Origin of the sequence: Dongia mobilis (assembly GCF_004363235.1) — a bacterium.
Taxonomy (GTDB): Bacteria; Pseudomonadota; Alphaproteobacteria; order Dongiales; family Dongiaceae; genus Dongia; species Dongia mobilis.
Genome location: NZ_SNYW01000012.1, coordinates 235593 through 261469 on the forward strand (window position 1 = coordinate 235593; position 25877 = coordinate 261469).

Consider the following 25877-nt stretch of genomic DNA (forward strand, 5'->3'; position numbering starts at 1 on the left):
AAGCATCTCGCCGCCCGGGTCGAGCATGCCGGGGCGCCCAAACCATTCCAAGGAACTTCGCCATGCCGGCCTTCATGACGCCGCAGATCTCGCCCATTGTCCTGCTGGTCCTGTCCAACGTCTTCATGACCTTCGCCTGGTACGGGCATCTCAAATTCAAGGCAGCACCGCTCTGGCTCGTCATCATCGCCTCCTGGGGCATCGCCTTTGTCGAATACTGCCTCGCCGTCCCGGCCAACCGGATCGGCCATGCCGTCTACAGCGCGGCGGAACTGAAGACGATGCAGGAGATCATCACCCTCATCGTCTTCTGCGTCTTTTCCTGGGCCTATCTGGGCGAAACCATCCGCTGGAACCACGCGGTCGGCTTCGCCCTCATCGCAGCTGCCGGATTTTTCATATTTCATAAATGGTAAGAATGGTTTGCAGGACCCCGGCAGGGTTAATCGGTCGCAGCCCCGCATGCTTGACTTGACCAAGGTCAAGGAGCAACCATTGCGCTAGCCAAAGGGGATGCCATGACATCGAGTGTGGAAGCCAAGAGCAGCGACCATTCCAGTCAGAACAGTCTTTCCCGCGCGGAGAGCACCCTTCACGACTGTGCGCATTGCGATGTCCGCGCCCTCGGGATCTGTGTGGCCTTGGGTGACCTGGAGCAGAAGCGCCTGAAGGGCATCGCCACGGCGCGGCATTTCGGCGAGGGCGAGACGATCTTTTCCGCCGAGGACCCGGCCGATGTCGTCGGCACGGTGGTGCGCGGCGCGGTCAAGACCTACAAATTGCTGCCCGACGGCCGCCAGCAGGTGGTCGGCTTCCTGTTTCCCGGCGATTTCGTCGGCTCGGCCATCTTCGGCACCAACCGCTGCTTCGCCGAGGCCTTGTCGCCGGTGGAGCTGTGCGTCTTTCCCTATGCGCCGCTGCAGCGGTTGATGAAGGAGCTTCCGGTGCTGGAGCATGAATTGCTGCGCCGGGCCCATGACGATCTCGACCTGGCGCAGGAATGGATGCTGCTGCTGGGTCGCAAGACGGCGCAGGAACGCGTTGCCACTTTCCTCTGTCTGCTGTTCGAGAAGGCGAAGAAGCGCGGCCATTGCGGGGCACCCATCGATCTGCCCATGAACCGCAGCGAGATCGCCGACTATCTCGGCCTCACCATCGAGACAGTCAGTCGGCAGCTGTCGAAACTGAAGAGTGCCGGCGTTATTGCCATCCATGGCAGCCATGCCATCGAACTGCGCCGCCCCAACCAGCTCGCCGAACTGGCCGCCGGTGCCGATTGAAGGATCGCCGGGCGTGACCGACGGCAATGGGCAGCCGCAGAGCGGATCGGTGGAAGGCCTTGGCATGCTGTCGCCCGCCGACGGGGAACTGACCGAGGCGGCGATCCATTTCATCCAGCAGCGCTATATCGAGAACCGGCACCATATCGGGGCCGCCATCCGCGGCACCTCGGGGCGGATCTATCTCGGCCTCCATCTCGACACCTATGTCGGCCGCTGCTCGGTCTGTGCCGAGGCGGTGGCGCTGGGCAGTGCCCTCTCGGCCGGCGAGACCGGGATCGAGGCGGTTGTCTCGGTACGCCATCCAAGGCCGCGCGAATTGCACGGCGAGCCGAAAGTCGTCTCGCCCTGCGGAATCTGCCGCGAAATGCTGACCGATTTTGCGCCCGGCGCCGCCATCATCCTGGCCGGCCCGGATGGCCTGCGGCGTCTGCCGGTGGCCGATTTGCTGCCCGAGAAATACCGCCGCCAGCCCTGAATTCGCCCGGCATCGAGGGCCTTTCAATTTGCCCCCCGATGGCTATGCTCCCGGCGCCCGGAACCGCAGCGCGGGTCCCGGCGAGGAGCCCAAGCAAGAGAGCGACATGACACGCATCCTGACCGAACCCCGTGCCGCCGGCATCGCCCCGACCGGGCGGGTACAAGCGGCCGGCCGCGCGATCGGCCACTGGCTGGTCGCCATGTGCGGCATGGTGATCGTCATGGTGCTGCTGGGCGGGATCACGCGCCTCACCGATTCCGGCCTTTCCATCATGGAATGGAAACCGATCATGGGCACCCTGCCCCCGCTTTCGGAGGCGGAATGGGAGCGCGTCTTCGCCCTCTATCGCGAGATCGCGCAATACAAGCACGTCAATGCCGGCATGGACCTCGCCGGTTTCAAGGCAATTTTCTGGTGGGAGTATTTTCACCGCCTCTGGGGCCGGGTCCTGGCCGTCGCCTTTGCTGTGCCACTGCTCTGGTTCTGGTTCAAGGGACATCTGGGCCGCGCCGATCTGAAGCGCCTGGTCGGGCTGTTCCTCCTCGGCGCGTTGCAGGGCTTTGCCGGATGGGTGATGGTCGCCAGCGGGTTCCAGGACCGCGTGCAGGTAAGCCAGTACCGCCTGCTGGTGCACCTGATGCTGGCCGTGGCGATCTTCGCCCTGATGCTGTGGTACGCCCTCGACTACCTCGACCGCCGCGAACTCGGCGGCAGCCGGCAGGACGCCGGTACCCTGTTCCGGCATGCGCGCTGGATGAACGCCGTCATCGCGGTGGAGATCGCGCTGGGTGCCCTCGTTGCCGGCACCGATGCCGGCTTCATCTACAACGACTTCCCGCTGATGAACGGGCACTGGCTGTCGCCCGACCTCTTCACCCTGTCGCCCTGGTGGATCAACTTCACCGAGAACGTGGCGACCATCCAGTTCCAGCACCGCCTGTTCTCCGGTTTCGTCGCCATCGCGGTCATTTCATTCCTGGTGCGGCTGCGGCGGCGCGATGTCGACCGCGTGCTGAAGCTGCGCGCCATCGCCCTGCCCTGCGCACTGGCGGTCCAGGCCTTCCTCGGCATCGCCACGCTGATGCTGGTGGTGCCGATTTCGCTCGCCGTGTTGCACCAGCTGGGCGCCTTCGTGCTGCTGGGCTCGGGCCTGGTGCTGCAGCATGGCCTCAAGCGGCGCCTGAAGGGCGAGGCATGAGCGAGCGCGACGGGACGCCGCCGGAACGCCTGCCGGTATCGATCATCACCGGCTTCCTCGGCAGCGGCAAGACGACCCTGCTGAAGCATCTTCTCGCCCATCCCGACATGGGCGAGACGGCCGTCGTCATCAACGAGTTCGGCGAAACGGGCCTCGACCACCTGCTGGTGGAGAAGGCCGATGACGACACCGTCCTGCTCTCTTCCGGTTGTCTCTGCTGCACCGTGCGGGGCGACCTCATCGATGCGCTGCGGCGCCTGTTCCGCCGCCGTCACAAGGGCGAGATCCCGGCCTTCCGCCGCGTCGTCATCGAAACGACGGGCCTCGCCGACCCGGCGCCGATCCTGCATACCCTGATGCAGGACCCGGTGCTGACCGCGGTCTATCGCCTGGACGGCATCATCACCACGGTGGACGCGGTGAATGGCCAGGACCAGATGGACCGCCAGGCGGAATCGGTGAAACAGGTAGCGGTCGCCGATCGCCTGTTACTGACCAAATGCGATCTCGCCGGTGAAGCGGCGCTGCAGGCGCTGGAAGCGCGCCTGCGCAAGATCAACCCGGCCGCCCCCATCCTGCGCGTGGCCCATGGCCGCATCGACCCCGGCCAGCTGTTCAATGCCGGGCTCTACAATCCGGAAAGCAAGAGCCTCGACGTGCAGCGCTGGCTGCGCGAGGAGGCCTATGCCGATCAGCGGCACGGGCACGGGCACGGGCACGACCACGGACATGACCACGGGCATGACCACGGACACGATCACGGGGATGACCACGGGCATGATCCCCTCGACCGCAACCGGCACGACGATCACATCCGCGCCTTCTGCATCACCCGCGATGCGCCGATCGACTGGCAGCGCTTCTGCAACTGGATCGACATGCTGACGGCGACCCGTGGCGCCGGCCTGCTGCGCATGAAGGGATTGCTCAATGTCGCCGGCGAAGCGGCGCCGGTCGCGGTACACGGAGTACAGCATCTGTTCCACCCGCCGGTGGTGCTGCCCGCCTGGCCGGATGGCGACCGCCGGTCGCGGATCGTTCTCATCACCCGCGATATCCCGGCCGCGACGATCGAGGAATCCCTGGCCGCCTTCCTGGGCGACGATGCCGCAGCGCAACCCGCCGCGGAGGCGCGCCCGGAATCGCCCACAAGCGGCGTCAAATGACTGCTTTCCGCCGCTTTTTAGTTTTGCAATTTCGTGAAGGTTGCTAGGCTTTCGCCTGATTGAGGGGGCCTTGCGGCCGGGTGGCATCGATCGGGGGCGACCTTGGCGAACCCGCGGACTGACAGGGCCGACCCCCTCCATCAACAACCAAATGGAGAGGCTATCATGTCTGTCAAATCACCGCTGGCGGTCACCGGAATCGCCGCGACCCTGCTGTTGGGCGGCGGCATCGCCCAAGCCGACATGCTGCAGAGCATCGGTGCGGGCGAAGGCGAAGTCGCCATCGTCGCCTGGCCCGGCTATATCGAGCGCGGCGAAACCGACCCCAATTTCGACTGGGTGACGGGCTTCGAGAAGGAAACCGGCTGCAAGGTCACCGTGAAGACGGCCGGCAGCTCGGACGAGATGGTCTCGCTGATGAATGGCGGCGGCTTCGACCTCGTCACGGCCTCGGGTGATGCCTCGGTCCGCCTGATCCGCGGCGGCACGGTGCAGCCGATCAATCTCGCCCTCATCCCGGAATACTCCAAGGTCGATCCCAAGCTGCAGAATGCACCCTGGCACACCGAGGGTGGCCAGCATTATGGCGTTCCCTGGCAATGGGGCGCCAATGTGCTGATGTACAATGCCGACGTGTTCGAGAACGCCCCGCAGAGCTGGTCGGTCGTGTTCGAGGAGCAGGTTCTGCCCGACGGCAAGTCGAACAAGGGCCGCGTCGAGGCCTATTACGGCACCATCTATCTGGCCGATGCGGCGCTCTATCTGATGGTCAACAAGCCGGAGCTCGGCATCAAGGACCCGTATGAACTCAACCAGGCCCAGTTCGATGCCGTGGTCGATCTGCTGCGCCAGCAGCGCCAGCTGGTCAACCGCTACTGGTCGGACGTGGTCGCGCAGATGGATGATTTCGTCAACGAGGGGGTGGTCGCTTCCACCTCCTGGCCGTTCCAGGTGAATACCCTGCGCGGCAGCGACAAGATCAAGATCGGCTCGACCGTGCCGAAGGAGGGCGCCACCGGCTGGGCCGACACCACCATGATGCATGTCGACGCGCCGCATCCCAATTGCGCCTATATGTGGCTCAACCATTCGCTCACCAACGTCGCCCAGGCCGGCACCGCCGCCTGGTTCGGTAGCGTGCCGGCCGTGCCGGCCGCCTGCGACGACCCGATGCTGGCGGAGACCAATGGCTGCATCGTCAACGGCATCCAGCTCTTCAACCGCATCCATTTCTGGCGCACGCCGGAGAAGGATTGCCCGACCCAGGGCGGCGAATGCGTGCCCTATCGCGACTGGGTGAGCGCGGTCCAGGCCGTGCAGAGCGGCCAATAGGCGGGCCGCTGGCGAGGCCATCGCCGGCATCCGGCACTTGACGGCGGGGGCGGATCCTGCTTGATCCGCCCCCGTTCGCTTTGCGGCGGACCGTGAAAATAAGTTAACGACGTGACGGACGGAATCATGGGCGGTGTGAACCAGGACGGCGTGGCAGTCTCCTTTCGCGAGGTTTCCCGCCATTACGGTGCGGTGAAGGCGGTCGACGGGGTCAGTTTCGACATCCTCGATGGCGAGTTCTTCGCCATGCTGGGCCCCTCGGGCAGCGGCAAGACCACCTGCCTGCGCCTGATCGCCGGCTTCGAGCAGCCGACTTCGGGCATCGTTTCGATCCACGGCAAGGACATGGCCGGCGTGCCGCCCTATGACCGTGACGTCAACACGGTATTCCAGGACTACGCCCTGTTCCCGCACATGAACGTGCTCGACAACGTCGCCTACGGCCTGATGATCCGCAAGGTGCCGGCGGCCGAGCGGCGCCGGCAGGCCGAGGAGATGCTGGAGATGGTGGCGCTGGGCGGTTTCGGCGGGCGCAAGCCGTCGCAATTGTCGGGCGGCCAGCGCCAGCGCGTGGCTCTGGCGCGCGCTCTCGTCAATCATCCCAGCGTATTGCTGCTGGACGAGCCGCTGGGTGCGCTCGATTTGAAGCTGCGCGAGCAGATGCAGGTGGAACTGAAGGCGATCCAGCGCCGTGTCGGCATCACCTTCGTCTATGTCACCCACGATCAGGGCGAGGCGCTTTCGATGAGTGACCGCGTCGCCGTGTTCAACCAGGGCCGCATCGAACAGATGGCGCGGCCCAACGAACTCTACGAGAACCCTGCCACCGCCTTCGTTGCCGGCTTCGTCGGCGTTTCCAACCTGCTGGCGCCGGCGGTGGCCGAACGCCTGACCGGTCGCAAGGCCCACTGCTCGATCCGCCCGGAGAAGATCCATCTCGCGGCACCCGGCGCGACTGCGCCGGCCAATGCCATGGCGGTCGAGGGGCGCGTGGCAGCCATTCTCTATCTCGGCGCCAGCACCCGCTACGACGTGGCGCTCGATGGCGGCGGCGAGATCACCGTCAATGTGCAGAACCGCGACCAGCACGCGGAACCGGCCGAGGGCGAGCGCGTCCTGCTCTGGTGGGAAGCACGCCACCTGATGCAGCTGGCCGGCTGACCGCGCCATGACCAGCGCCAGCCTGTCCAACCGGACCTCGACCTATCTGTTCAACCACCCGAGGCTCGTGCTGCTGCTGTTGCTGCTGCCGCCGCTGCTGTGGCTCGGCATCATCTATCTCGGCTCGCTGTTCAGCCTGCTGGCACACAGCTTCTTCGCGATCGACGACTTCACCGGCAAGATCGTCTATGACATCAGCCTCGACAATTTCGTGCGGCTGTTCTCTGACGCCAACCGCGCCATCATCCTGCGTACGGTGCTGATGGCCAGCGTGGTCACGATCATCTGCGGCATCATGGCCTTCCCTCTGGCCTATTATGTCGCGCGCTATGCCAGCGGCCGCGTGAAGGCGCTGTTCTACATCGCCGTGATGCTGCCGCTCTGGTCCAACTATCTGGTGCGGGTCTATTCCTGGAAGCTGATCCTGGCCAAGGAAGGGGTCATCCACTGGCTGTTCGAGGCGCTTGGCCTGGGTTGGCTGCTGAACTGGATCCTTACCCTGCCGGTGGTCGCCGGCTCGTCGCTCTCGACCTCCTATATCGGCACGGCGCTCACCTTCACCTATATCTGGCTGCCGTTTATGGTGTTGCCGATCCAGGCGTCGCTGGAGCGCGTGCCGCGCTCGCTGCTCGAGGCCTCCAGCGATCTCGGCGCCAGGCCGGGCGAAACCTTCCGCAAGGTGATCTTCCCGCTGGCGGTTCCCGGCATCGCCGCCGGCTCGATCTTCACCTTCTCGCTGACGCTCGGCGACTACATCATTCCGCAGCTGATCGGCTCATCGAGGCCGTTCATCGGCCAGGCCGTCTACCAGCTCCAGGGGACTGCCGGCGACATCCCGATGGCCGCCGCCTTTGCCATGGTGCCGATCCTGATCATGGCCATCTACCTCACCATCGCCAAGCGCATGGGGGCCTTCGATGCGCTCTAAGGCAATCGCACCCGACCGCTCGAAGGGCTCGGCCAGCTGGGGCCTCAAGGCCGCCGCCTGGTTCGGCGTGCTCTTCCTCAACCTGCCGATCCTGTTCATCGTCCTTTACGGCTTCACCACCGACGATGCCAGCTACACCTTTCCGCCGCCGGGCCTGACCACCGAATGGTTCGTGGTGACCTGGAACCGGCCGGATTTCTGGGCCGCCTTCTGGCTGTCGGTCCGGGTCGCCTTCGCCGCCATGGCGATCGCCATCGTGCTCGGCACCTGTGCCGCCGCCGCCATGTACCGCTTCAGCTTCTTCGGCAAGGAATCTGTGACGCTTCTCATCCTGCTACCGATCGCACTGCCCGGCATCATCACCGGCATCAGCCTGCGCTCGGCCTTTGCCCTGGGCGAGATTCCCTTCTCCTATTTCACCATCGTCCTCGGCCATGCCACCTTCTGCATCGTGGTGGTCTACAACAACGCGATCGCGCGGCTGCGGCGCTCCTCGCCCGCCCTCATCGAGGCCTCGATGGATCTCGGCGCCAACTCCTTCCAGACCTTCCGCCACGTGATTTTGCCCAATCTGGCAACCGCGATCCTGGCTGGCGGCATGCTGGCCTTCGCCCTTTCCTTCGACGAGATCATCGTCACCACCTTCACCGCCGGCCAGCAGGAAACCCTGCCGATCTGGATGTTCGGCGAACTGGCGCGGCCGCGCCAGCGCCCGGTCACCAATGTTGCCGCCATCTTCGTCATGATCATCACCTTCGTGCCCATCCTGCTGGCCTATTACCTGACCCGCGATACCGACGATGTCGCCGGCAGCGGAAAGTGAGCCGGCACCGGTCACCGGCACCGTGCTGTGGTTCAAGCCGCAGAAGGGCTATGGCTTCGTGAAGCCCGATGACGGCGGGGCCGACGTCTTCGTCCACCTGGCGGACCTCGCGGCCAGCGGCCTCGACAGCCTCGCCGAGGGCGAGCGCATCAGCTTCCGCCGCGCCAGCCATGGCGACGGGCGCTATTACGCCATAACCATCGGCCGCATCGGCCCGGCTGATTGATCCCGGCCGATTGCCCCCAATTCGATGACCGCTGCATGACGAAGCCTGCGCTTGCGCGGGAACGCCCAACCGGGCGATAAATCTGCGCCAATTCTGCCGGGGAGAAGTGCCTTGCGTATCACCAAGCTGGAGAGTTTCTGCAACCGCTATGTCGGCTTCCTGCGCATTACCGACGAGAGCGGAGCGCAAGGTTGGGGCCAGTTCTCGACCTATCACAGCGACATCACCGCCCAGGTCTTTCACCGCCAGGTCGCCCCCTATGTGCTGGGCAAGGACGAAGCGGATCTGGAATCCCTGATCGAACTGGCGCTCGAGCGCGAGCACAAATTCCCCGGTTCCTACATGAAGCGGGCCGTCGGCGGCTATGACACGGCGGTCTGGGATCTGCGCGGCAAGCGCGCCGGCAAGCCGGTGGTCGAACTCCTCGGTGGCACCCCGGGCAGGATCCGCGCCTATGCCTCTTCGATGAAGCGCGACATCACGCCGGAACAGGAGGCCGAACGCTTCCTGCGCCTGCGCGACGCCCATGGCTTCGACGCCTTCAAGTTCCGCGTCGGGGCCGAATGCGGCCACGATGTCGACGAATGGCCTGGCCGCACCGAGGCGATCGTGCCCGCGATCCGCAAGGCGCTGGGTCCCGAGGCTACCCTGCTGGTCGACGCCAATAGCGGCTTCTCGCCGAAGCGCGCCATCGACGTCGGCCGCATGCTGGAGAGCGAGGGCGTCTCGCATTTCGAGGAGCCCTGCCCCTATTGGGAGCTCGAACAGACCAAGGAAGTGACCGAAGCGCTCAACCTCGACGTCACCGGCGGCGAGCAGGATTGCGAATTCCCGGTCTGGCGCCAGATGATCAGGGACCGCGTCGTCGACGTCCTGCAACCCGACATCCTCTATCTCGGCGGCATCGCCCGGACGCTGACCGTCTGCCGCATGGCGGCGGAGGCCGGCATGCCGGTGACGCCGCACGCCGCCAATTGGGGCCTCGTCACGCTATTCACCATGCACCTGCTGCGCGCCATTCCCAATGCCGGCAAATATCTGGAATTCTCGATCGAGGGGCCGGACTACTACCCTTGGCAATACGGCCTTTTCCGCAGCTTCCCCTACGAGATCAGGGACGGCCAGGCGACCGTCACCGATGCCCCCGGCTGGGGCATCGAGATCGAGCCGGAATGGCTCGCCAAATCGACCTATCAGGTGAGCGAACTCGCCTAGGTCGCGCCAGCCGCTCTGGCGGCTACGTCCGTGCCTCGGGAGCGCCGTGATCGCCGGCGCCCAGCGAGATCACCGGCTCCATCGCCCGCAGGGTTTCGACGTCGAGATGGCACATGATGCGGTGCCCGGCGCCGAGGTCCCGCACCGGCGGCGTCTGCGTCTCGCAGATCTCGCCGATCTTGCGCGGGCAGCGCGTCTGGAACGGGCAGCCGCTGGGCGGGTTCATCGGCGAGGGCATTTCGCCGCTCAGCACGATGTGCTTCTTGACGACGCTGGTATCGGCGATCGGGATCGCCGAGAGCAGCGCCTCGGTATAGGGGTGATAGGGCGGCGAGAAGATCTGGTCGGTGGTGCCCTGCTCGACGATATAGCCCAGATACATGACGATGACGCGGTCGGCGATGTAGCGCACGACCGATAGGTCGTGGCTGATGAACAGCATGGTCGTCTTGTTGCGGCGCTGGATGTCCATCAGCAGCTCGGTCACCGCCGCCTGCACCGACACATCGAGGGCCGATACCGGCTCGTCGGCGACCACCACCTTGGCGTTGCCGGCAAAGGCGCGCGCCACGCCGATGCGCTGCTTCTGGCCGCCCGACAGCTGGCGCGGCCGGCGGTTCTCGAAGGCGCGCGGCAGCTTCACCAAATCGAGGAGTTCCAGCATGCGCTTGCGGCGATCGGCCGTGTCCTTGCCGACCTTGAACTTCTCCAGCGTGCGGATGATCTGCGCGCCGACCGTATGGCTGGGATTGAGCGTGTCGAACGGGTTCTGGAACACCATCTGGATCGAGGCGACCGTGTGCACGTCGCGCAGGCCGACCCCGGTCGACTGGATCTCCTGTCCGGCCAGGGTGACCTTGCCGCTAGTGGCGGTCTCGAGGCCGAGCAGCACCTTGGCCAGGGTCGACTTGCCGCAGCCGGATTCGCCGACGATCGCCACCGTCTCGGATTCGCGCGCCTCGAAGCTGATCGTCTCGTTGGCCTTGACCACCCGGTCCTCGCCGCCGGCGAAGACCTCGTTCGCGGCCACCCGGTAGTATTTGCGCAGATCGTCGATCTGCAGCACGGGTTCGCCGACCTTGACCGGCTCGCTCGCCTTTGCCGCCCCTTCCGGCAGGGCCTGCCAGTCGATCTCGTTGAAGCGGACGCAGCGGCTGAAATGGTTGTCGTGCCCTTCCACCTTGACCATGGGTATCTCGGCGGCGTCGCACCGGCCCTTGACGAAATGCTGGCAGCGCGGGCCGAAATTGCACCCCTGCGGCCGCTCGTGCGGCAGCGGCAACTGGCCGGGAATGGCGATCAGCGGCCGCTTGTTCTTGTCGGCGCCCGGCAGCGGGATCGAGCGGAACAGGCCCTGCGTGTAGGGATGCCGCATGCGGTCGAACACGTCCTTGACCGATCCGGTCTCCACCGCCTCGCCGGAATACATCACCGTGATGCGGTCGCAGGTTTCCAGAATCAGGCCGAGATTGTGCGACACGAAGATCATTGAGGTGCCGGTGCTCCGGCTCAAATCCTTGACCAGATCGACGATGCCCGCCTCGACCGTCACGTCAAGGGCGGTGGTCGGCTCGTCGAGCAGCAGCAGCGCCGGCTTCGACAGCAGCGCCATGGCAATGACGATGCGCTGTTGCTGGCCGCCGGAAAGCTGGTGCGGATAGGAGCGCATCATGCGCTCGGGATCCGGCAGGCGGACGGCATTCAGCATCTCCAGCGCGCGCTGATGGGCCTCGGCCTTCGACACCTTCTCGTGGATCAGCGGCACTTCCATCAGCTGCTGGCCGATCTTCATGGCGGGATTGAGGCTGGCCATCGGCTCCTGGTAGATCATCGCGATCTTGGAGCCGCGCAGGGCACGCAGTTCCGCCTCGGACATCTCGCCCATATCGCGGCCCTGGAACTTGATGCGCCCGCCGACGATGCGGCCGATCCCGGGCAGATCGCGCATGATGCCAAGCGAGACGGTCGACTTGCCGCAGCCGGATTCGCCGACGATGCCCATCGCCTCGCCGGGCATGACGGTGCAGGAGAAGTCCATCACCGCAGGCATCTCGCCAGCGCGGGTGAAGAACGAGATCGAGAGATTCTCGATCTCGAGGATCGGGGTCGTCGCCTGACCGGCCGCTGCTTCCATTCCGCCCTCCATCCCTAATCCCGCAACGACTGCTCGCGCAGCGAATCGGCCAGCAGGTTGAGGCCGAGCACCAGCGACATCAGGGCGATGGCCGGCGCCAGCCCCTGCCAGAAATAGAGCCGCAGCTGCGCCACATTGCTGCCGTCCTTTATCGCCGTGCCCCAGTCGGGGCTTTCCGGCCCCATGCCGAGGCCGAAGAAGCCCAGCGTGCCCAGCAGGATGGTGGTATAGCCGATGCGCAGGCAGGCATCGACGATGAGCGGCCCGCGCGCATTCGGCAGCATCTCCCACAGCATGATGTACCAGGGGCTTTCGCCCCTGGTCTGGGCCGCGGCGATGTAGTCGCGCGTCTTGATCTCGAGGCACAGGCCGCGGACGATGCGGAACACGCCCGGGCTGGAGGCGAACACCACGGCGATGAAGATGTTGAGTTCGTTGGGCTCGATCGCGATGATGCCGAGCGGATCGCTGTCGAACACCAGCCCGGCATAGATCCAGCCGCCGATGACAAGGGTCAGGCCGAGATAGAGATATAGCCGCTCCGGGCGCGCCTCGTAACCCGTGTAGAACAGCACCAGGAAAAAGATGATCGGCACCAGCAGCATCACGCCGGCCATGGCATAGGGGATGGGCGTGTCCATGATGCCCGGCGTCACCAGCAGGTAGAACAGCAGGATCACCGGGAAGGCGAGGACGAGGTTGGCCAGGAAGGACAGCACCTGGTCGGTGCGCTGGCCGAAATAGCCCGCCGGCAGGCCGAGCGAGATGCCGACCAGGAAGGCAATCAGCGTCGCCGCGGGCGCAATGGTCAGCACGATGCGCGCGCCATAGACCACGCGACTGAAGACATCGCGCGCGAGCAGATCGCCGCCGAGGAGGAACAGCATCCCGCTCTCCGGTTCGGTGGCGCCGGGCACGGCGTTCTTCATCACCGCCACCTGCACCCGCGGATCGAGCGGGGCGACGACATCGGCGAAAATGGCCGTGAACAGCCAGAAGCCGCAGATGAGAACGCCGGCGATTCCGGCGCGGTCATCGAACAGCCGGCCGAACAGGCCGAGGCGCCGCTTGAACTTGAAGACCATTAGCACCACCAGCGCCAGCGCCAGCCACACCGGCCACAAACGCCCGGCGATGCCGATTGCCACTCCCAGGATTCCGACTGATTCCATCCATCCGCTCCTAAGAAACCCGGATGCGCGGATTGAGCAATGCGTATCCGACATCGGAAATCAGCTGCGTCAGCAGCACGACGGCAACCGAGACGAGACCGCAGGCCAGCACCAGATCGATGTCGTTGTTCGACGCGGCCTGCACCAGCAGCCAGCCGAAACCCTTGTAGTTGAAGATCGATTCGACGACGACGACGCCGGTCAGCAGCCAGGGAAACTGCAGCATGATCACGGTGAAGGGTGCGATCAGCGCATTGCGCAGGGCGTGCTTGACCACGATCGCGCCGAAACTGAGCCCCTTCAGCCTGGCGGTGCGGATGTACTGCGCCGTCATGACCTCGGCCATGGAGGCGCGGGTCATGCGCGCGATATAGCCGATGCCGTAGATGGCCATGGTCATCACTGGCAGGGTGAAATTGTTGAAGCTGATGCCCTTCGTCAGCGCGGTCGCGGCCGAGCCGTTGAGCCAACCCAGCCAGGAGGCGAAGATTGCGGTGAAGATCACCGCCGAGACGTATTCCGGTGTCGCCGTCGACACGATCGAGGCGACGGAAAGCGTTCGATCCAGCCGGGACCCCTCGCGCATGCCGGCCAGCACGCCGATCAGGAGCGAGACCGGCACCATCACCACCATCACCCAGAACATCAGGATCCCGGTCGCCGCCAGGGCCTCGCTCAGGCGATCCGCGACCGGGGTGCGGAAGGCGGTCGAGCAGCCGAAATCACCCTGCAGCACGCCGGAGAAGCTGGTTTCCGTGGATTCGTCGCAATAGCGGAAGCGCGGCACCGGCTGGCCGGTCGACGGGTCGATCACGGGCTCCTTCGGCCACACCCCGATCCAGCGGCCGAAGCGGATGGTGAAGTCATCGCGATAGCCGTTGCGCTGCAGCCAGTTCTCGAGGTCCTGGTCGCTGGCCCGCATCTCCGTCTGGAAGATGGCGAGCTTGCGCAGGTTCGGCTCCAGGTTGACGAAGGCGAAGACAACGAGGCTGAGGCACAGCATCGTCAACAGCATGACGCCGAGGCGCCTCAGGATGAATGTGAGCACGACCGCCCCCTATACCCATGCGTACCGGCATGCCAGTCGCCTGGCGGCTACCGCTGGGCCGGAAGGGGAGGAGCCCAAGGAGGCTCCTCCCCTTCTCGACGTAACGAGGCTACTTGTCGAGCCAGACGTTCTCGAGCTGCACTTCGAACGTCTGGTGCATGAACAGACCCTTCACATAATCCGCATGGTGCCGGTAGAGCGAACGCCAGAACGGCTGAATGATGATACCCGAATCCTGCAGGATGGCTTCGATGTCCTTCATCAGTTCGCGCCGCTTGTCCGCATCGGCGACAGCCAGCGCCGCGTTCAGCTTGGTGTCGAATTCCGGGTTCGAATAGGCCGCCTCGTTCCAGGCCTCGCCGGTACGATAGGCCAGCGCCAGAACCTGGACGCCGAGCGGGCGCATGTTCCACTCGGTCGTGGACCATGGATATTTGGTCCAGTCGTTCCAGAAGCTGGAGCCCGGAATCACGGTCCGCTTGATCTTGAACCCGGCCTCGCGGCACTGCGCGGCGATGACGTCGCCGGGGGCCTTCACGTATTCGGCGTCATAGGAAATCAGCTCGAATTCATAGTCCATCAAGCCGGCCTCGGTCATCAGCGCCTTGGCCTTCTCGAGGTCGCGCGGCACCTTCGGCAGTTCGTAGTATTCCGGATGGATTGGCGCCACGTGGTGGTTCTCGCCGACGCCGCCGGCATCGTTGTAGCCGAGCTTGAGCACGGTCGCATTGTCGACCGCCAGCTGCAGGGCCTGGCGCACGCGCTGGTCCTCGAACGGCTTGTTGTTGACGTTGGTGCGCAGGACGATGGTGGAGGCGGTGAGCACTTCCTGCTTCATCAGACCCAAGCTGTCCAGCAGCGCCACCGACTCGCCGACGGTCTGGTAGTTGGCATCGATTTCACCAGCCTCGAGGGCGCTGATCGTGGCATTCGCCTCGACGCCGTAATCGAGGAACTCGACACCGTCCAGATAGGTCTCGCCGCCCCACCAGGTGAAATTCTCGCGGCGCTTGAGGATCGCAGCCTTGCCCACATCGTAGGAGACGACCTCGTAGGGGCCGGTGCCAGGCGTCTTCAGCATGTCGCTGCCCGACTTCTCGAAGTCGCGGTGCACGACGATGGCCGGATAGTCCGCCATGCCGGGAATGATGGTGATGTCCGACTGGCTGGTCTTCAGCTTGACGGTGTGGTCGTCGACCTTGGTGATGGCGCCCTCGGCTGCCTTGCCGGTCTTCTCGTCGATCAGGGTGCTCATGCGCCCGGCCATCGAATTGCCTTCGGCCGACTTGTCGCACCACCGGGTCAGGTTGAAGATCACGTCATCGGCGTTGAAATCGTCGCCGTTCGACCACTTCACGCCCTTGCGGACATTGAGGGTATATTCGGTGGCGTCATCATTGACCTCCCAGCTCTCGAGCAGGTGGCCGTCGAAGGTGAAATCCTTGGTATAGCGGACGAAATAGTCGTTGCACTGGCGCATGACATTGGCCATTTCCGACCAGTCCCAGGTGCGCGGGTCCTTCATCTCCTTGATGATCATCTGCATCTTGAGGACGCCGCCCTTCTTGCCGCCCTCGGCCCGGACGGGCTTCGGCGCGGCAAGGCCCAGCATGCCATAGGCGACGGCGGTGGACGCGCCCATCACGCTGGCCGTCGCCAGGAATTCACGGCGGCTCATCTTGCCGGACTTGGCCTCCTTGGCCAGTGACTTGATCGCATCGGGGACGCGATTGCCGTTGCTCTTGAAGATCATTTCTTCCTCTCCCTGTTGCTCGATCTGTTGGTCGATATTTGCGCTTGTTTTCTTTGCAGTGCCTGATGCCGGATGAGCCGCTGACGGGGCATTGCCCGCCGGCCCTTCCGCCGCTCTGCCGCCATGAGGCCGGATCGGCTCCGCTCGGCCCGCTTCTCCGGCGCGAAGCCGGCGGAACAACGTCACGACCGGAAGGTGCCGCACCTAGAGCGGCTTCACCAAGGCCGGATCGTCCGAATGATGGCTGTCACCCTTGTCGGGTCGGAAATGAGCCATGCTTGAGCCTCCCTGTGGTAACGACATCCCTGTGCGGGGCAGGCGCGCCGCGGACGACGGCCTGCTGCCCTTTGATGACCGCCTGTTATTGGCGGAACGCCCATCCTGGGTCGTTCCTTTTTTTCGCACCCGCAGAACGGGCTGGCGGCGTCGCGTTAATCTTAGTTTCATACAGTGTCGACCGAAAATCCTTCCAACGTCAATCACGCATGCAAAAAACGCATCATGGCCTGACGCTGGCTCATCAGCCCGTCTCTCCCCGACGGTCCCGGGACTTGCGGCGACATGCCGGACGCGCTATTGCCGCCCGGAAACCCCAACCGTCACAATCCGGGCCAGGGCCCGGCCCCGAGGCCGCATGACCAGTCAGACGACCAGCCAGACGACCAGCCAGCTCGACAGGATCGAAGACGCCATCGCCGCCATCGCCGCCGGACAGGCGGTGATCGTGGTGGATGACGAGGATCGCGAGAACGAAGGCGATTTGATCATGGCCGCCTCGAAGGCGACGCCGGAGCAGGTCGCCTTCTTCATCCGCCATACCAGCGGCATCCTGTGCACACCGATCACCCGGGCCGATGCCCGCCGCCTGCACCTCACACCCATGGTGGCGGACAATGTCGCGCCCCATGCCACGGCCTTTACCGTTTCCATCGACTACACCAAGGATCTGACCACCGGCATCTCGGCACAGGAGCGCTGCGCCTGCATCCGCGCCCTGGCCAATCCCAATGTCGGCGCCGAGGATTTCGTGCGCCCGGGGCACATCTTCCCGCTGATCGCGCGGGAGGGCGGCGTCCTCATCCGCTCGGGCCATACCGAGGCGGCGGTCGACATGGCGCGCCTCGCCGGCCTGCCGCCGGTTGGGCTGATCTCGGAACTGGTTAATGACGACGGCACGGTGAAACGCCTGCCGGAGATCCTTGCCTTCGCGGCCGAGCACAAGCTGCTGGTGGTCTCGATCGACGACCTCATCGCCTATCGCCAGCAGCGCGAATCCCTCATCACCCGCGCCAGCGAGGGCGAGGTCCAGACCGCAATCGGCCCGGCGCGGGCAATCGTCTATTCCACCGCCTTCGACACGGCGCACCATATCGCCACCGTGTTCGGCGATATCGGCGACGGCGGCAACATCATGATCCGCCTGCAGCAGGAGGATGCCGTCACCGACGTGTTCAATCCGGGCGAAAGTGCCGTGCACCGCGCCATGGAGCGGATCAAGGCCGAGGGGCGCGGCATCATCATCTATCTGCGTGAAGGCGCCGTCGGCGTGCAGCCCAGCTCGCGGCCGGCTGCCGGCAGCGAGGCCTCGCGCCTCGAGCAATGGCGCGAGATCGGCCTTGGTGCCCAGATCCTGCGCGATCTCGGCATCCAGTCGATCCGCGTGCTGGCGACGCGCGAGCGCCAGTATATGGGCCTCTCCGGCTTCGGCGTCGAAATACTGGCGACGGAGCGGCTCTGAACCATGTCGGCGGCCGCACGCATTGCCCTGGTCACCGGGGGCGCCAAGCGCCTCGGCCGCGAGATCGCGCTGAAACTGGCCGGCGACGGCTGGGACATTGCCCTGCACTACCATCGCTCCCGGGATGCCGCGGAAGCGACCGCGGCCGAAATCCGCGCTCTGGGCCGGCGTGCCCATCTCCTCCAGGCAGATCTTGGCATCGAGGCCGAGGTCACACCGCTCATTCCAGCGGCGGCCGAGGCCCTCGGCCCGGTCAACTGCCTAGTCAACAACGCCTCGGTCTTCGAGATGGACAAGATCGACACCGTGACGCGCGAAAGCTGGGACCGGCATCTCGAGACCAATCTCCGGGCCCCCTTCGTGCTGTCCCAGGCCCTGGCGCGACACCTGCCGGCCGACGGCGGCGCGAACATCATCAACCTGCTGGACCAGCGGGTGTGGAAGCTCACCCCCTATTTCATGTCCTACACGGTGGCGAAGATGGGCCTCTGGACCCTGACCCGGACCATGGCGCTGGCGCTGGCGCCGCGCATCCGGGTGAATGCCATCGGCCCCGGCCCGACCCTGCCCAGCCCGCGCCAGTCGGATGAACAATTCGCCGCACAGGCAGCCGCCATGCCGCTGGGTCATGGCGCGACGCCGGGTGAAATCGCGGAGGCCGTTCTCTACATCTTGCGATCGCCGTCGATGACCGGACAAATGATTGCGCTGGACGGGGGCGAACATCTGGGCTGGCAGGTGCCGAACAAGGGGTTCCAGCCACGCGAATAGCGCAGGCGGGGCAACCCCCGGCGCGATAGCCAGGAACCGCGCTCCTGCCTATAATGTTGATCATTCATGCGGGCCCCAGGGTGCGGCCCTCCGATCCACCGGTGACGCTCCAGAGTGCAGCGCAACGCGGTGATGCAGCAGGATCCGGGAGGTCCGACGTCATGAATATTGCAGAAAAACTCGACAGCATCGGCAAGCTTGCGCCACTGCCGGAGCAGGCGCCGACCATGCGCGTCTTCATCCGCGATCTGGTCCTGCCCTGCTCGATCGGCATCCACCAGCACGAGCGCCTGGCCCAGCAGCGCATCCAGATCAACGTCGAAATGACCTGCCTCGAGCACCCCAACATCAATGACGATGTGGACAATGTGGTCTGCTATGCCACTGCGGTCATGGGGATCAAGGCAGTGGTGGCGGACGGCCATACCAATCTGGTGGAGACCCTGGCCGACCGGATCGCCGAGATCTGCCTGCGCGACCACCGGGTGCTCGGCGTCAAGGTGCGGATCGACAAGCTGGAGGTCTTCAAGGAGGCCTATAGCGTCGGTGTCGAGATCGAACGGCGCCGCTAGGACGCGGGTCGCGAATCGGTCAGGTTTTTTCGACTCGGCTTCGGATTTTTTCACCAGGAAAAGACCAAAAGTTAAGCCTTTCAGGACTCTAATGACCGAATCCTGAGCCAAGTTGTTCACAACGCCGGAGCCGAGTCGCAACCCGCCGAAAGAGTCAAGCTGGATTCCCATTCGTGACGATCGGGTTGCATTTACTTTCCAAGAAACATTTATAAATCAAAGCGATAGTTTTTATGCCTGTTTTTTGGGCAGATTGAGGGAGCGGTTGATTCCGGGACCGGCCACTCTCAAGGTCCGGGGATATCGACAGAGTTATCCACAGATTTGGTGGATATCCGTAAAGTTAACGCGCCCGACGAACCATGCTAGGTTTCGTGCCGCCTTCGTTCCAGGCCGCCCGCCGAGGCGCGGACCGGGCAGAGTGCGGATTAAATCCCTTGATTAACAACCCGATGGGCATGATCGCAGACCCCAAGACCGCGCCGGGCCCCGCCGACGAGAAGGAACCGGCAGCCGAAGAGGAGCTCGGCATCGAGATCGATGAAGCGCCCGACGGAGCGGCGGCACGGCCCAAGGGAATGAGCCGCCTCGCCCATGGCGCCGCCATCATCCGCGCCAAGGTCCGTACCCTGCCCGCCTCGCCCGGCTGCTACCGCATGATCTCGGCCGCCGGCGAGGTACTTTATGTGGGCAAGGCCAAGGACCTCCGGAAGCGGGTCACCGCCTATACCCTGCCCCGGCGCCAGCCCAACCGCATCCAGCGCATGATCGCCGAGACGGCGACCATGGAATTCGTGACGACCCATACCGAGGTCGAGGCGCTGCTGCTGGAAGCCAATCTGATCAAGCGCTACCGCCCGCGCTTCAACGTGCTCCTGCGCGACGACAAGAGCTTTCCCTATATCCTCATCACCGCCGACCATCCGGCGCCGCAGATCACCAAGCACCGGGGCGCCCGCAACCGGCCGGGACAGTATTTCGGTCCCTTCGCCAGTGCCGGTGCGGTCAACCGCACCATTATCGCCCTGCAGCGCGCCTTCCTGCTGCGGCCCTGTTCCGATTCCATCTTCGCCAGCCGCACGCGGCCCTGCCTGCAGTACCAGATCAAGCGCTGCTCGGCGCCCTGCGTCGGGCGCATCTCGGAGACCGACTACGCCGAACTGGTCGAGGAGGCGCGCGATTTCCTGACCGGCAAGAGCGACAAGATCAAGCAGCGCCTGACCGTCGACATGCAGGCGGCCTCGGACGCCCTCGAATTCGAGCGCGCCGCCAAGCTGCGTGACCGCATCCAGGCCCTCGCCCTCATCCAGAGCCGCCAGGACATCTATCTGGAAGGCGTCGAGGAGGCCGACATCATCGCCGCCTATCACGAGAGCGGACATACCTGCATCCAGGTATTCTTCTTCCGCAATCACGGCAATTACGGCAACCGCGCCTATTTCCCGGCCCATGACAAGAGCGCGGAGCCGCCGGAGATCCTGGCCGCCTTCATGGCGCAGTTCTACGAGAACAAGACGCCGCCGCGCCTCATCCTGGTCAACGAAATGCCGGCGGAGATCGACCTCCTCACCGAGGCGCTGTCGATGCGCGCCGGAGCCAAGGTCGAGATCCTGGAGCCGAAGCGCGGCGACAAGCGGAAACCGGTCGAACATGCCCTCGCCAATGCCAAGGATGCGCTGGCCCGCCGCATGGCCGAGAGTGCAAGCCAGAACAAGCTGATGGCCGGCATGGCGGAGGTGTTCGGCCTGGAGGCGCCGCCCGACCGCATCGAGGTCTATGACAACAGCCATATCAGCGGCACCAACGCCTATGGCTGCATGATCGTGGCCGGCCCCGACGGCTTCATGAAGAACCAGTACCGCAAATTCGCGATCAAACCCGCCAATCTGGCAGCCGGCGAGGCGCCGATCGAGCCCGGCGACGACTATGCCATGATGCGCCAGGTGCTGACCCGCCGCTTCGCCCGCGCCCTCAAGGAGGACCCGGAGGATGCACGCGACACCTGGCCCGATCTGGTGCTGATCGACGGCGGCCAGGGGCAGTTGACCGTGGCCGAGGAGGTCTTCGCCGAACTGGGCATCGACGACGTGGCGCTGGCCGCCATCGCCAAGGGGCCGGACCGCAATGCCGGGCGCGAGCGCTTCTTCATGCCGGGGCAGGCGCCGTTCAGCCTAGATCCCAAGCACCCGGTGCTCTATTACCTGCAGCGCCTGCGCGACGAGGCGCACCGTTTCGCCATCGGCACGCACCGCGCCAAGCGCTCGGCCGATATCGCGAAGTCACCCCTGGACGAGGTCGCCGGCATCGGCGCCAAGCGCAAGAAGGCGCTGCTGCTGCATTTCGGTTCCGCCCGGGCGGTGGCGCAAGCCGGCCTCACCGACCTCGCCGCGGTCCCCGGCATATCGGCAACGGTCGCCCGCAAGATCTACGACCATTTCCACCAGAGCTGAAGCTGCGCGGCTTCAATGCGGCACGCTCTTCGAGAGCAGGTTGATGACGACGACGCCGGCCATGATCAGGCCGAGGCCGACCACCGCCCAGAAATCCAGCTTCTGCCCAAAGACGAAGAGCCCGATGAGGGTGATGAGAACGATGCCGAGGCCGGACCAGATGGCATAGGCGGGGCCCATCGGAATCACCTTCAGCGCAAGGCCGAGGAAGAAGAAGGTGGCGGCATAGCTCGCCACGGTGCCGAGCGTCGGCCACAGCTTGGTGAAGCCGTCGGCATATTTCAGCAGGCTGGTCCCCAGAACCTCGAAGACGATGGCAAGGACCATATGGACGAAATGCATGATTTTCCTTCCGGGCGGCTTGCGGCCCCCGATCGAGCCGGTTGAGAGCGGATTTGATATCAGTTGGGCTGCGGACCGCTTGGCAAAAAGCGACATGGCGCCAGTCCCCCGTAGGAATGTGACAGGGGGGAATGTGACAGGGGGGAATGTGACAGGGGGGAATGTGACAGGGGGGAATGTGACAGGGGGAAATGTTCCTGCTAGTGTCACATCCACCCATCAATCCAGCATTCACGCAAATCGCCGTCCACCCGGCACCGATTGTCACGCCAGACCCGCCATGCCGAATATCGCCAATACCCTGACCCTGTCCCGGATCGCCGCCATCCCGCTGATCGCCGGCCTTTTGTTCCTGGAACAGCCGGTCTTCCGCTGGTCGGCGCTGATCCTGTTCGCCATCGCCTGCATCACCGATTTCTTCGACGGCTATATCGCCCGGCGCATGGACCAGGTCTCGGCGCTGGGGCGCTTCCTCGACCCGATCGCCGACAAGCTGGTGGTCGGCGCCATCCTGATGGCGCTGGTCGCCACGCAACAGGTCAGCGGCTGGTCGGTGTTGCCCGCCCTCATCATCATGTGCCGCGAGATCATGGTCTCGGGCCTGCGCGAATACCTGGCCGAACTCAAGGTCGGCGTTCCGGTGACCATGCTGGCCAAGTGGAAGACCACCGCGCAGATGCTGGCGCTGGGTTTCCTGATCGTCGGTTCGGCCGGGCCGCAATGGCTGCCGGTGGTCGAGATCGGCGACGGCCTGCTATGGCTGGCGGCGGCGCTCACCGTCGTCACCGGCTATGACTATCTGCGCGTCGGCATCCGCCACATGGCCGATGACCCGTCGGCCCGCAAATAGCCCGCCTGACGTGACGGCACTTTCATGAAGATCCTCGGCATTGCCGGCTGGAGTGGTGCCGGCAAGACGACGCTGCTGGCGCGGCTCATTCCCGAACTGATCGGGCGGGGCGTCAGCGTCTCCACCATGAAGCATGCGCACCACGCCTTCGACGTCGACACGCCGGGCAAGGATTCATATGTCCACCGCGCGGCCGGCGCCACCGAGGTCATGGTCGCCTCGGGCCGGCGCTGGGCCTTGATGCACGAATTGCGCGACGCGGCCGAACCGGATGCCGCCACCCTTGTCAGCCACATGACGCCGGTCGACCTGCTGCTGGTCGAGGGATTCAAGAACGAGCCCCACGACAAGCTGGAGATCTATCGCGCGGCGAACGGCAAGCCGCTGCTCTCGGACGGCGACGCCACCTATGTCGCGGTACTGAGCGACGGCAAGGTGCCGGAGACGCCCCTGCCGGTGCTCGACCTCAACGACATCGCGGCGATCGCCGATTTCGTGATGGCCCATTGCGGCCTCAAGCCCCGCGCCTGAAATGTCCGCGGCGGAGAAAGCCATCGTCGCCGGGCTGGAGCGTAAGCTGACCCCGCTCGGCCCCTTCCGCGCCAAAGCGATGTTCAGCGGCTATGGCCTCTATCTGGATGGCGTCATCTTCGGCCTGGTGCTGAAATCCGGCTTCTATCTCAAGGTCGATGACGGCAACCGGCCGGATTTCCGGGCGGCCGGCAGCGAACCCTTCCGCTACATGAAGCGCAATGGCGAGGTCACCATCGACAGCTATTGGCGCTGCCCGCCGGCAGTCCTTGACGACACCGGAACGTTACAGGAATGGGTGCGGCGAGCCGCGGCCGCCAGTCGTCGCATCGCCGCCGCCAGGAAGCCCCGCGCCAACAGGTCGCGCCCGGCAGCGCCGAAGCGGCGGCGGAACCCGTTCCTTTAGACCTTCGCCGCCCTTTCATCGGGTGGTGAAACTGGCTAGAACGGGTCCGACCCTTTTCCGACGCCTTTCCCGATGGAGACCAAGATGGCCAAGAAGGCAGCAGCCCGCGCCCGGACCGCGAGCACCAGGAGCGCCACCCGCATCGAGACCGATTCCATGGGCCCGATCGAGGTGCCGGCGGACAAGCTGTGGGGCGCGCAGACCCAGCGCAGCCTGCAAAATTTCCGCATCGGCGGCCAGCGCATGCCGGTCGGCGTCATCCGCGCCTTCGGCACGCTGAAGCAGGCGGCGGCCCTTGCCAACATGAAGCTCGGCAAGCTCGACAAGAAACTCGGCAAGGCGATCGCCGAGGCCTCGGCCGAGGTGGCGGCGGGCGCCCTCGACGATCATTTCCCGCTGGTCGTGTGGCAGACCGGCTCCGGCACCCAGACCAACATGAACGTCAACGAGGTGATCGCCAACCGCGCCAACGAGATGCTGGGCGGCAAGCGCGGCGACAAGAAGCCGATCCACCCCAACGACCAGGTGAATTACGGCCAATCCTCGAACGACAGCTTCCCGACCGCGATGCATATCGCGGCGGTCGACCAGATCGCCGAGGAGGTGATTCCGGCACTCGACCACCTGGCTTCGGCGCTGGAGAAGAAGGCCAAGGAATTCCAGAAGATCATCAAGATCGGCCGCACCCATCTGCAGGATGCGACGCCGGTGACGCTGGGCCAGGAATTCTCGGCCTTTGCCGCCCAGGTGCGCCTCGGCATCGAGCGCGTGCAGGCGACGGCGCCGCGCCTGCTTTCCGTGCCGCAGGGCGGCACCGCGGTCGGCACCGGCCTCAATGCCGCCAAGGGCTTCGACAAGGCTTTTGCCAAGGAACTGGCCAAGCTGACCGACCAGCCCTATCGGACCGCCGACAACAAGTTCGAGGGCATGGCGGCGCATGACGCCTTCGTCGAGATCTCCGGCGCCTACAACGTCATCGCCTGTTCGCTGATGAAGATCGCCAACGACATCCGCCTGCTGGGCTCGGGCCCGCGTTCGGGCCTGGCCGAGATCAACCTGCCGGAGAACGAGCCCGGCTCGTCGATCATGCCGGGCAAGGTCAACCCGACCCAGGCGGAGGCCATGACCATGGTCTGTGCGCAGATCATGGGCAACCATGTGGCGGTCACCGTGGCCGGGTCCAACGGCCATCTCGAGCTCAACGTGTTCAAGCCGGTGATCATCCACAACGTGCTGCAATCAGGGCAATTGATCGCCGATGCCGCGATGAGCTTCACCGACAATTGCGTCGCCGGCATCACCCCCAACCTGCCGAAGATCAAGCAGTCGCTGGAGCAGTCGCTGATGCTGGTCACCGCCCTCAACACCCATATCGGCTATGACAACGCCGCCAAGGTGGCAAAGAAGGCGCACAAGGAAGGCACCAGCCTGAAGGAGGCGGCGCTGGCCCTCGGCCTGCTGACCGCCGAGCAGTTCGACAAATGGGTGCGCCCGCAGGACATGCTGGGACCGAAGTAACGCAACCGCGCGACTCATGACGGCAACGACTTGACGGCGGAATCCGTGACGTCGCCAGCGCCGACCAGATTGCGGAAACGCTCGGTCAACATCGCCGGGCATTCCACCTCGGTGACGCTGGAACAGATCTTCTGGGACAGCCTGCGCGACATCGCACAGCGGCGCGGGCAATCCGTCTCGGCCGTGATCGAGGAAATCGACCAGGCCCGCGCCGAGGATCCGGGTGCGCCCAATCTCTCCAGCGCCATCCGCGTCTTCGTGCTGCGGGCGGCGCTGGAGCTCTGACCGGTTGCGGCCGCTTGTTCCCTGCCCGCGTCGTTTTCCCCTTTTCCGTTCGCTCTCCGTCTCTGGCCTTTTTGTCTTGCCGCCGCAGATGGAATGACCCGGACATCAATGCCTTCCCCTGTTACGACGGGCGGCTGCCGGGATCCTTGTCCCTGGAACCGGGGGGAGCGCCGACACCCGCAGCGTCCATCGGGGAACCGGCATCCGCCCGGTCCTGGGGCCCTGGCGTTATCCGGCCCTGGCCGAGGCCAGGACTCACGCCGCGAGGGGCGCGTTCACCGCCATGCCGGGCCTGCCGGCCGGAGGGGGCGATCACGCGCCGCCATCGACCGGCAGGGGCGAACATGGGCATGCCACGCGCCGAGGGGACGCCGGCAACCCGCCGGCCCGGAGGGGAGCCGCTGACCCGCTGGCTCCGGGGGACCGGCTGCTGCCGGCCTGTAGGCGCTGTGGCTCCCCGGGTGCAGGCGCGAGGGGATCTCCCTCGCGGCTGGACC

25 protein-coding genes are annotated in these 25877 nt (G+C 65.1%); 20 read left to right on the top strand and 5 right to left on the bottom strand.

Annotated features, from left to right (window positions below):
• Positions 1–62 precede the first annotated feature (62 nt).
• From A8950_RS16940 to A8950_RS16990, 11 genes are all read left to right on the top strand, one after another.
• Entirely contained in the window at positions 63–416 is a 354-nt protein-coding gene (locus A8950_RS16940) for a DMT family protein (RefSeq protein ID WP_133614862.1), read from the top strand.
• A gap of 102 nt (positions 417–518) precedes the next feature.
• Positions 519–1280 (top strand): helix-turn-helix domain-containing protein, encoded by a 762-nt coding sequence (locus A8950_RS16945; RefSeq protein ID WP_133614863.1) that lies wholly within the window; start codon positions 519–521, stop codon positions 1278–1280.
• A 13-nt stretch (positions 1281–1293) separates the two neighbouring features.
• Positions 1294–1758 (top strand): cytidine deaminase, encoded by a 465-nt coding sequence (locus A8950_RS16950; RefSeq protein ID WP_166645247.1) that lies wholly within the window; start codon positions 1294–1296, stop codon positions 1756–1758.
• A gap of 106 nt (positions 1759–1864) precedes the next feature.
• Positions 1865–2959 carry a COX15/CtaA family protein gene (locus A8950_RS16955; protein ID WP_166645248.1) on the top strand — a complete coding sequence of 365 codons (1095 nt, stop codon included), beginning with the start codon at positions 1865–1867 and terminating at the stop codon, positions 2957–2959.
• Positions 2956–4125, top strand: a complete 1170-nt coding sequence (locus tag A8950_RS16960) for a CobW family GTP-binding protein (protein WP_133614866.1) — start codon at positions 2956–2958, stop codon at positions 4123–4125. Before A8950_RS16955 ends, A8950_RS16960 begins: the two co-directional genes overlap by 4 nt.
• Positions 4126–4290: 165 nt before the next feature.
• Positions 4291–5457, top strand: a complete 1167-nt coding sequence (locus tag A8950_RS16965; protein WP_133614867.1) for an ABC transporter substrate-binding protein — start codon at positions 4291–4293, stop codon at positions 5455–5457.
• 126 nt (positions 5458–5583) lie between these two features.
• Positions 5584–6618, top strand: a complete 1035-nt coding sequence (locus tag A8950_RS16970; protein WP_133614899.1) for an ABC transporter ATP-binding protein — start codon at positions 5584–5586, stop codon at positions 6616–6618.
• Between the two features lie 7 nt (positions 6619–6625).
• Complete coding sequence (locus A8950_RS16975) at positions 6626–7546, top strand: ABC transporter permease (RefSeq protein WP_133614868.1); 921 nt, start codon at positions 6626–6628, stop codon at positions 7544–7546.
• Positions 7536–8369 (top strand): ABC transporter permease, encoded by an 834-nt coding sequence (locus tag A8950_RS16980; protein WP_133614869.1) that lies wholly within the window; start codon positions 7536–7538, stop codon positions 8367–8369. Before A8950_RS16975 ends, A8950_RS16980 begins: the two co-directional genes overlap by 11 nt.
• The gene (locus A8950_RS16985; RefSeq protein ID WP_133614870.1) at positions 8347–8595 is read left to right on the top strand and encodes a cold shock domain-containing protein; all 249 of its coding nucleotides are present in this window, start codon (positions 8347–8349) and stop codon (positions 8593–8595) included. Before A8950_RS16980 ends, A8950_RS16985 begins: the two co-directional genes overlap by 23 nt.
• Positions 8596–8706: 111 nt before the next feature.
• The gene (locus A8950_RS16990; protein WP_133614871.1) at positions 8707–9810 is read left to right on the top strand and encodes a mandelate racemase/muconate lactonizing enzyme family protein; all 1104 of its coding nucleotides are present in this window, start codon (positions 8707–8709) and stop codon (positions 9808–9810) included.
• A 22-nt stretch (positions 9811–9832) separates the two neighbouring features.
• Here A8950_RS16990 and A8950_RS16995 read toward each other — a convergent pair whose 3' ends face one another.
• From A8950_RS16995 to A8950_RS17010, 4 genes are all read right to left on the bottom strand, one after another.
• Positions 9833–11944, bottom strand: a complete 2112-nt coding sequence (locus A8950_RS16995; RefSeq protein WP_166645249.1) for a dipeptide ABC transporter ATP-binding protein — start codon at positions 11942–11944, stop codon at positions 9833–9835.
• A gap of 14 nt (positions 11945–11958) precedes the next feature.
• The gene (locus A8950_RS17000) at positions 11959–13116 is read right to left on the bottom strand and encodes an ABC transporter permease (RefSeq protein WP_133614873.1); all 1158 of its coding nucleotides are present in this window, start codon (positions 13114–13116) and stop codon (positions 11959–11961) included.
• A 10-nt stretch (positions 13117–13126) separates the two neighbouring features.
• Positions 13127–14164, bottom strand: a complete 1038-nt coding sequence (locus A8950_RS17005; RefSeq protein WP_208109907.1) for an ABC transporter permease — start codon at positions 14162–14164, stop codon at positions 13127–13129.
• A 109-nt stretch (positions 14165–14273) separates the two neighbouring features.
• Positions 14274–15917, bottom strand: a complete 1644-nt coding sequence (locus A8950_RS17010; RefSeq protein WP_133614874.1) for an ABC transporter substrate-binding protein — start codon at positions 15915–15917, stop codon at positions 14274–14276.
• A gap of 634 nt (positions 15918–16551) precedes the next feature.
• On the opposite strand from A8950_RS17010, the gene ribB reads away from it, so the two are divergent.
• The 4 genes from ribB to uvrC all read left to right on the top strand — a co-directional run bounded on the left by ribB (position 16552) and on the right by uvrC (position 21448).
• Positions 16552–17655 (top strand): 3,4-dihydroxy-2-butanone-4-phosphate synthase, encoded by a 1104-nt coding sequence (gene ribB / locus A8950_RS17015; protein WP_133614875.1) that lies wholly within the window; start codon positions 16552–16554, stop codon positions 17653–17655.
• Between the two features lie 3 nt (positions 17656–17658).
• A complete protein-coding gene (locus A8950_RS17020) occupies positions 17659–18426 on the top strand; it encodes an SDR family oxidoreductase (protein ID WP_133614876.1) in 768 nt (255 codons plus the stop codon).
• 161 nt (positions 18427–18587) lie between these two features.
• On the top strand, positions 18588–18998 hold the full coding sequence (locus tag A8950_RS17025; RefSeq protein WP_133614877.1) for a dihydroneopterin aldolase: 411 nt from the start codon (positions 18588–18590) through the stop codon (positions 18996–18998).
• A gap of 578 nt (positions 18999–19576) precedes the next feature.
• Positions 19577–21448, top strand: coding sequence for an excinuclease ABC subunit UvrC (uvrC, locus tag A8950_RS17030; protein ID WP_243735685.1), 1872 nt, complete (start codon positions 19577–19579; stop codon positions 21446–21448).
• 12 nt (positions 21449–21460) lie between these two features.
• Here the strand turns inward: uvrC and A8950_RS17035 are convergent, their stop codons facing one another.
• Positions 21461–21793, bottom strand: coding sequence for an SMR family transporter (locus tag A8950_RS17035; protein WP_133614902.1), 333 nt, complete (start codon positions 21791–21793; stop codon positions 21461–21463).
• A 277-nt stretch (positions 21794–22070) separates the two neighbouring features.
• On the opposite strand from A8950_RS17035, the gene pgsA reads away from it, so the two are divergent.
• The 5 genes from pgsA (at position 22071) to A8950_RS17060 (ending at position 25380) form a co-directional block, all read left to right on the top strand.
• Positions 22071–22640, top strand: a complete 570-nt coding sequence (gene pgsA, locus A8950_RS17040; protein ID WP_133614878.1) for a CDP-diacylglycerol--glycerol-3-phosphate 3-phosphatidyltransferase — start codon at positions 22071–22073, stop codon at positions 22638–22640.
• A 24-nt stretch (positions 22641–22664) separates the two neighbouring features.
• On the top strand, positions 22665–23171 hold the full coding sequence (gene mobB, locus A8950_RS17045; protein ID WP_133614879.1) for a molybdopterin-guanine dinucleotide biosynthesis protein B: 507 nt from the start codon (positions 22665–22667) through the stop codon (positions 23169–23171).
• A gap of 1 nt (position 23172) precedes the next feature.
• Positions 23173–23577: a TfoX/Sxy family protein gene (locus A8950_RS17050; RefSeq protein WP_133614880.1), complete on the top strand. Its 405-nt coding sequence runs from the start codon at positions 23173–23175 to the stop codon at positions 23575–23577.
• Between the two features lie 84 nt (positions 23578–23661).
• Complete coding sequence (gene fumC / locus A8950_RS17055) at positions 23662–25095, top strand: class II fumarate hydratase (RefSeq protein WP_133614881.1); 1434 nt, start codon at positions 23662–23664, stop codon at positions 25093–25095.
• A 45-nt stretch (positions 25096–25140) separates the two neighbouring features.
• Complete coding sequence (locus A8950_RS17060) at positions 25141–25380, top strand: ribbon-helix-helix domain-containing protein (protein ID WP_243735683.1); 240 nt, start codon at positions 25141–25143, stop codon at positions 25378–25380.
• The last annotated feature ends 497 nt before the right edge of the window (positions 25381–25877 follow it).

Excerpts from the sequence above, each read along its gene's own strand:
- fumC (WP_133614881.1), top strand. The coding sequence starts at position 23,662 with ATGGCCAAGAAGGCAGCAGCCCGCGCCCGGACCGCGAGCACCAGGAGC.
- uvrC (WP_243735685.1), top strand. The coding sequence starts at position 19,577 with ATGAGCCGCCTCGCCCATGGCGCCGCCATCATCCGCGCCAAGGTCCGT.
- A8950_RS16955 (WP_166645248.1), top strand. The coding sequence starts at position 1,865 with ATGACACGCATCCTGACCGAACCCCGTGCCGCCGGCATCGCCCCGACC.
- A8950_RS16985 (WP_133614870.1), top strand. The coding sequence starts at position 8,347 with ATGTCGCCGGCAGCGGAAAGTGAGCCGGCACCGGTCACCGGCACCGTG.
- A8950_RS16960 (WP_133614866.1), top strand. The coding sequence starts at position 2,956 with ATGAGCGAGCGCGACGGGACGCCGCCGGAACGCCTGCCGGTATCGATC.
- A8950_RS16940 (WP_133614862.1), top strand. The coding sequence starts at position 63 with ATGCCGGCCTTCATGACGCCGCAGATCTCGCCCATTGTCCTGCTGGTC.
- A8950_RS17025 (WP_133614877.1), top strand. The coding sequence starts at position 18,588 with ATGAATATTGCAGAAAAACTCGACAGCATCGGCAAGCTTGCGCCACTG.
- A8950_RS16995 (WP_166645249.1), bottom strand. The coding sequence starts at position 11,944 with ATGGAAGCAGCGGCCGGTCAGGCGACGACCCCGATCCTCGAGATCGAG.
- pgsA (WP_133614878.1), top strand. The coding sequence starts at position 22,071 with ATGCCGAATATCGCCAATACCCTGACCCTGTCCCGGATCGCCGCCATC.
- A8950_RS17010 (WP_133614874.1), bottom strand. The coding sequence starts at position 15,917 with ATGATCTTCAAGAGCAACGGCAATCGCGTCCCCGATGCGATCAAGTCA.
- mobB (WP_133614879.1), top strand. The coding sequence starts at position 22,665 with ATGAAGATCCTCGGCATTGCCGGCTGGAGTGGTGCCGGCAAGACGACG.
- A8950_RS17050 (WP_133614880.1), top strand. The coding sequence starts at position 23,173 with ATGTCCGCGGCGGAGAAAGCCATCGTCGCCGGGCTGGAGCGTAAGCTG.
- A8950_RS17020 (WP_133614876.1), top strand. The coding sequence starts at position 17,659 with ATGTCGGCGGCCGCACGCATTGCCCTGGTCACCGGGGGCGCCAAGCGC.
- ribB (WP_133614875.1), top strand. The coding sequence starts at position 16,552 with ATGACCAGTCAGACGACCAGCCAGACGACCAGCCAGCTCGACAGGATC.
- A8950_RS16945 (WP_133614863.1), top strand. The coding sequence starts at position 519 with ATGACATCGAGTGTGGAAGCCAAGAGCAGCGACCATTCCAGTCAGAAC.
- A8950_RS16965 (WP_133614867.1), top strand. The coding sequence starts at position 4,291 with ATGTCTGTCAAATCACCGCTGGCGGTCACCGGAATCGCCGCGACCCTG.
- A8950_RS16975 (WP_133614868.1), top strand. The coding sequence starts at position 6,626 with ATGACCAGCGCCAGCCTGTCCAACCGGACCTCGACCTATCTGTTCAAC.
- A8950_RS16980 (WP_133614869.1), top strand. The coding sequence starts at position 7,536 with ATGCGCTCTAAGGCAATCGCACCCGACCGCTCGAAGGGCTCGGCCAGC.
- A8950_RS16970 (WP_133614899.1), top strand. The coding sequence starts at position 5,584 with ATGGGCGGTGTGAACCAGGACGGCGTGGCAGTCTCCTTTCGCGAGGTT.
- A8950_RS17000 (WP_133614873.1), bottom strand. The coding sequence starts at position 13,116 with ATGGAATCAGTCGGAATCCTGGGAGTGGCAATCGGCATCGCCGGGCGT.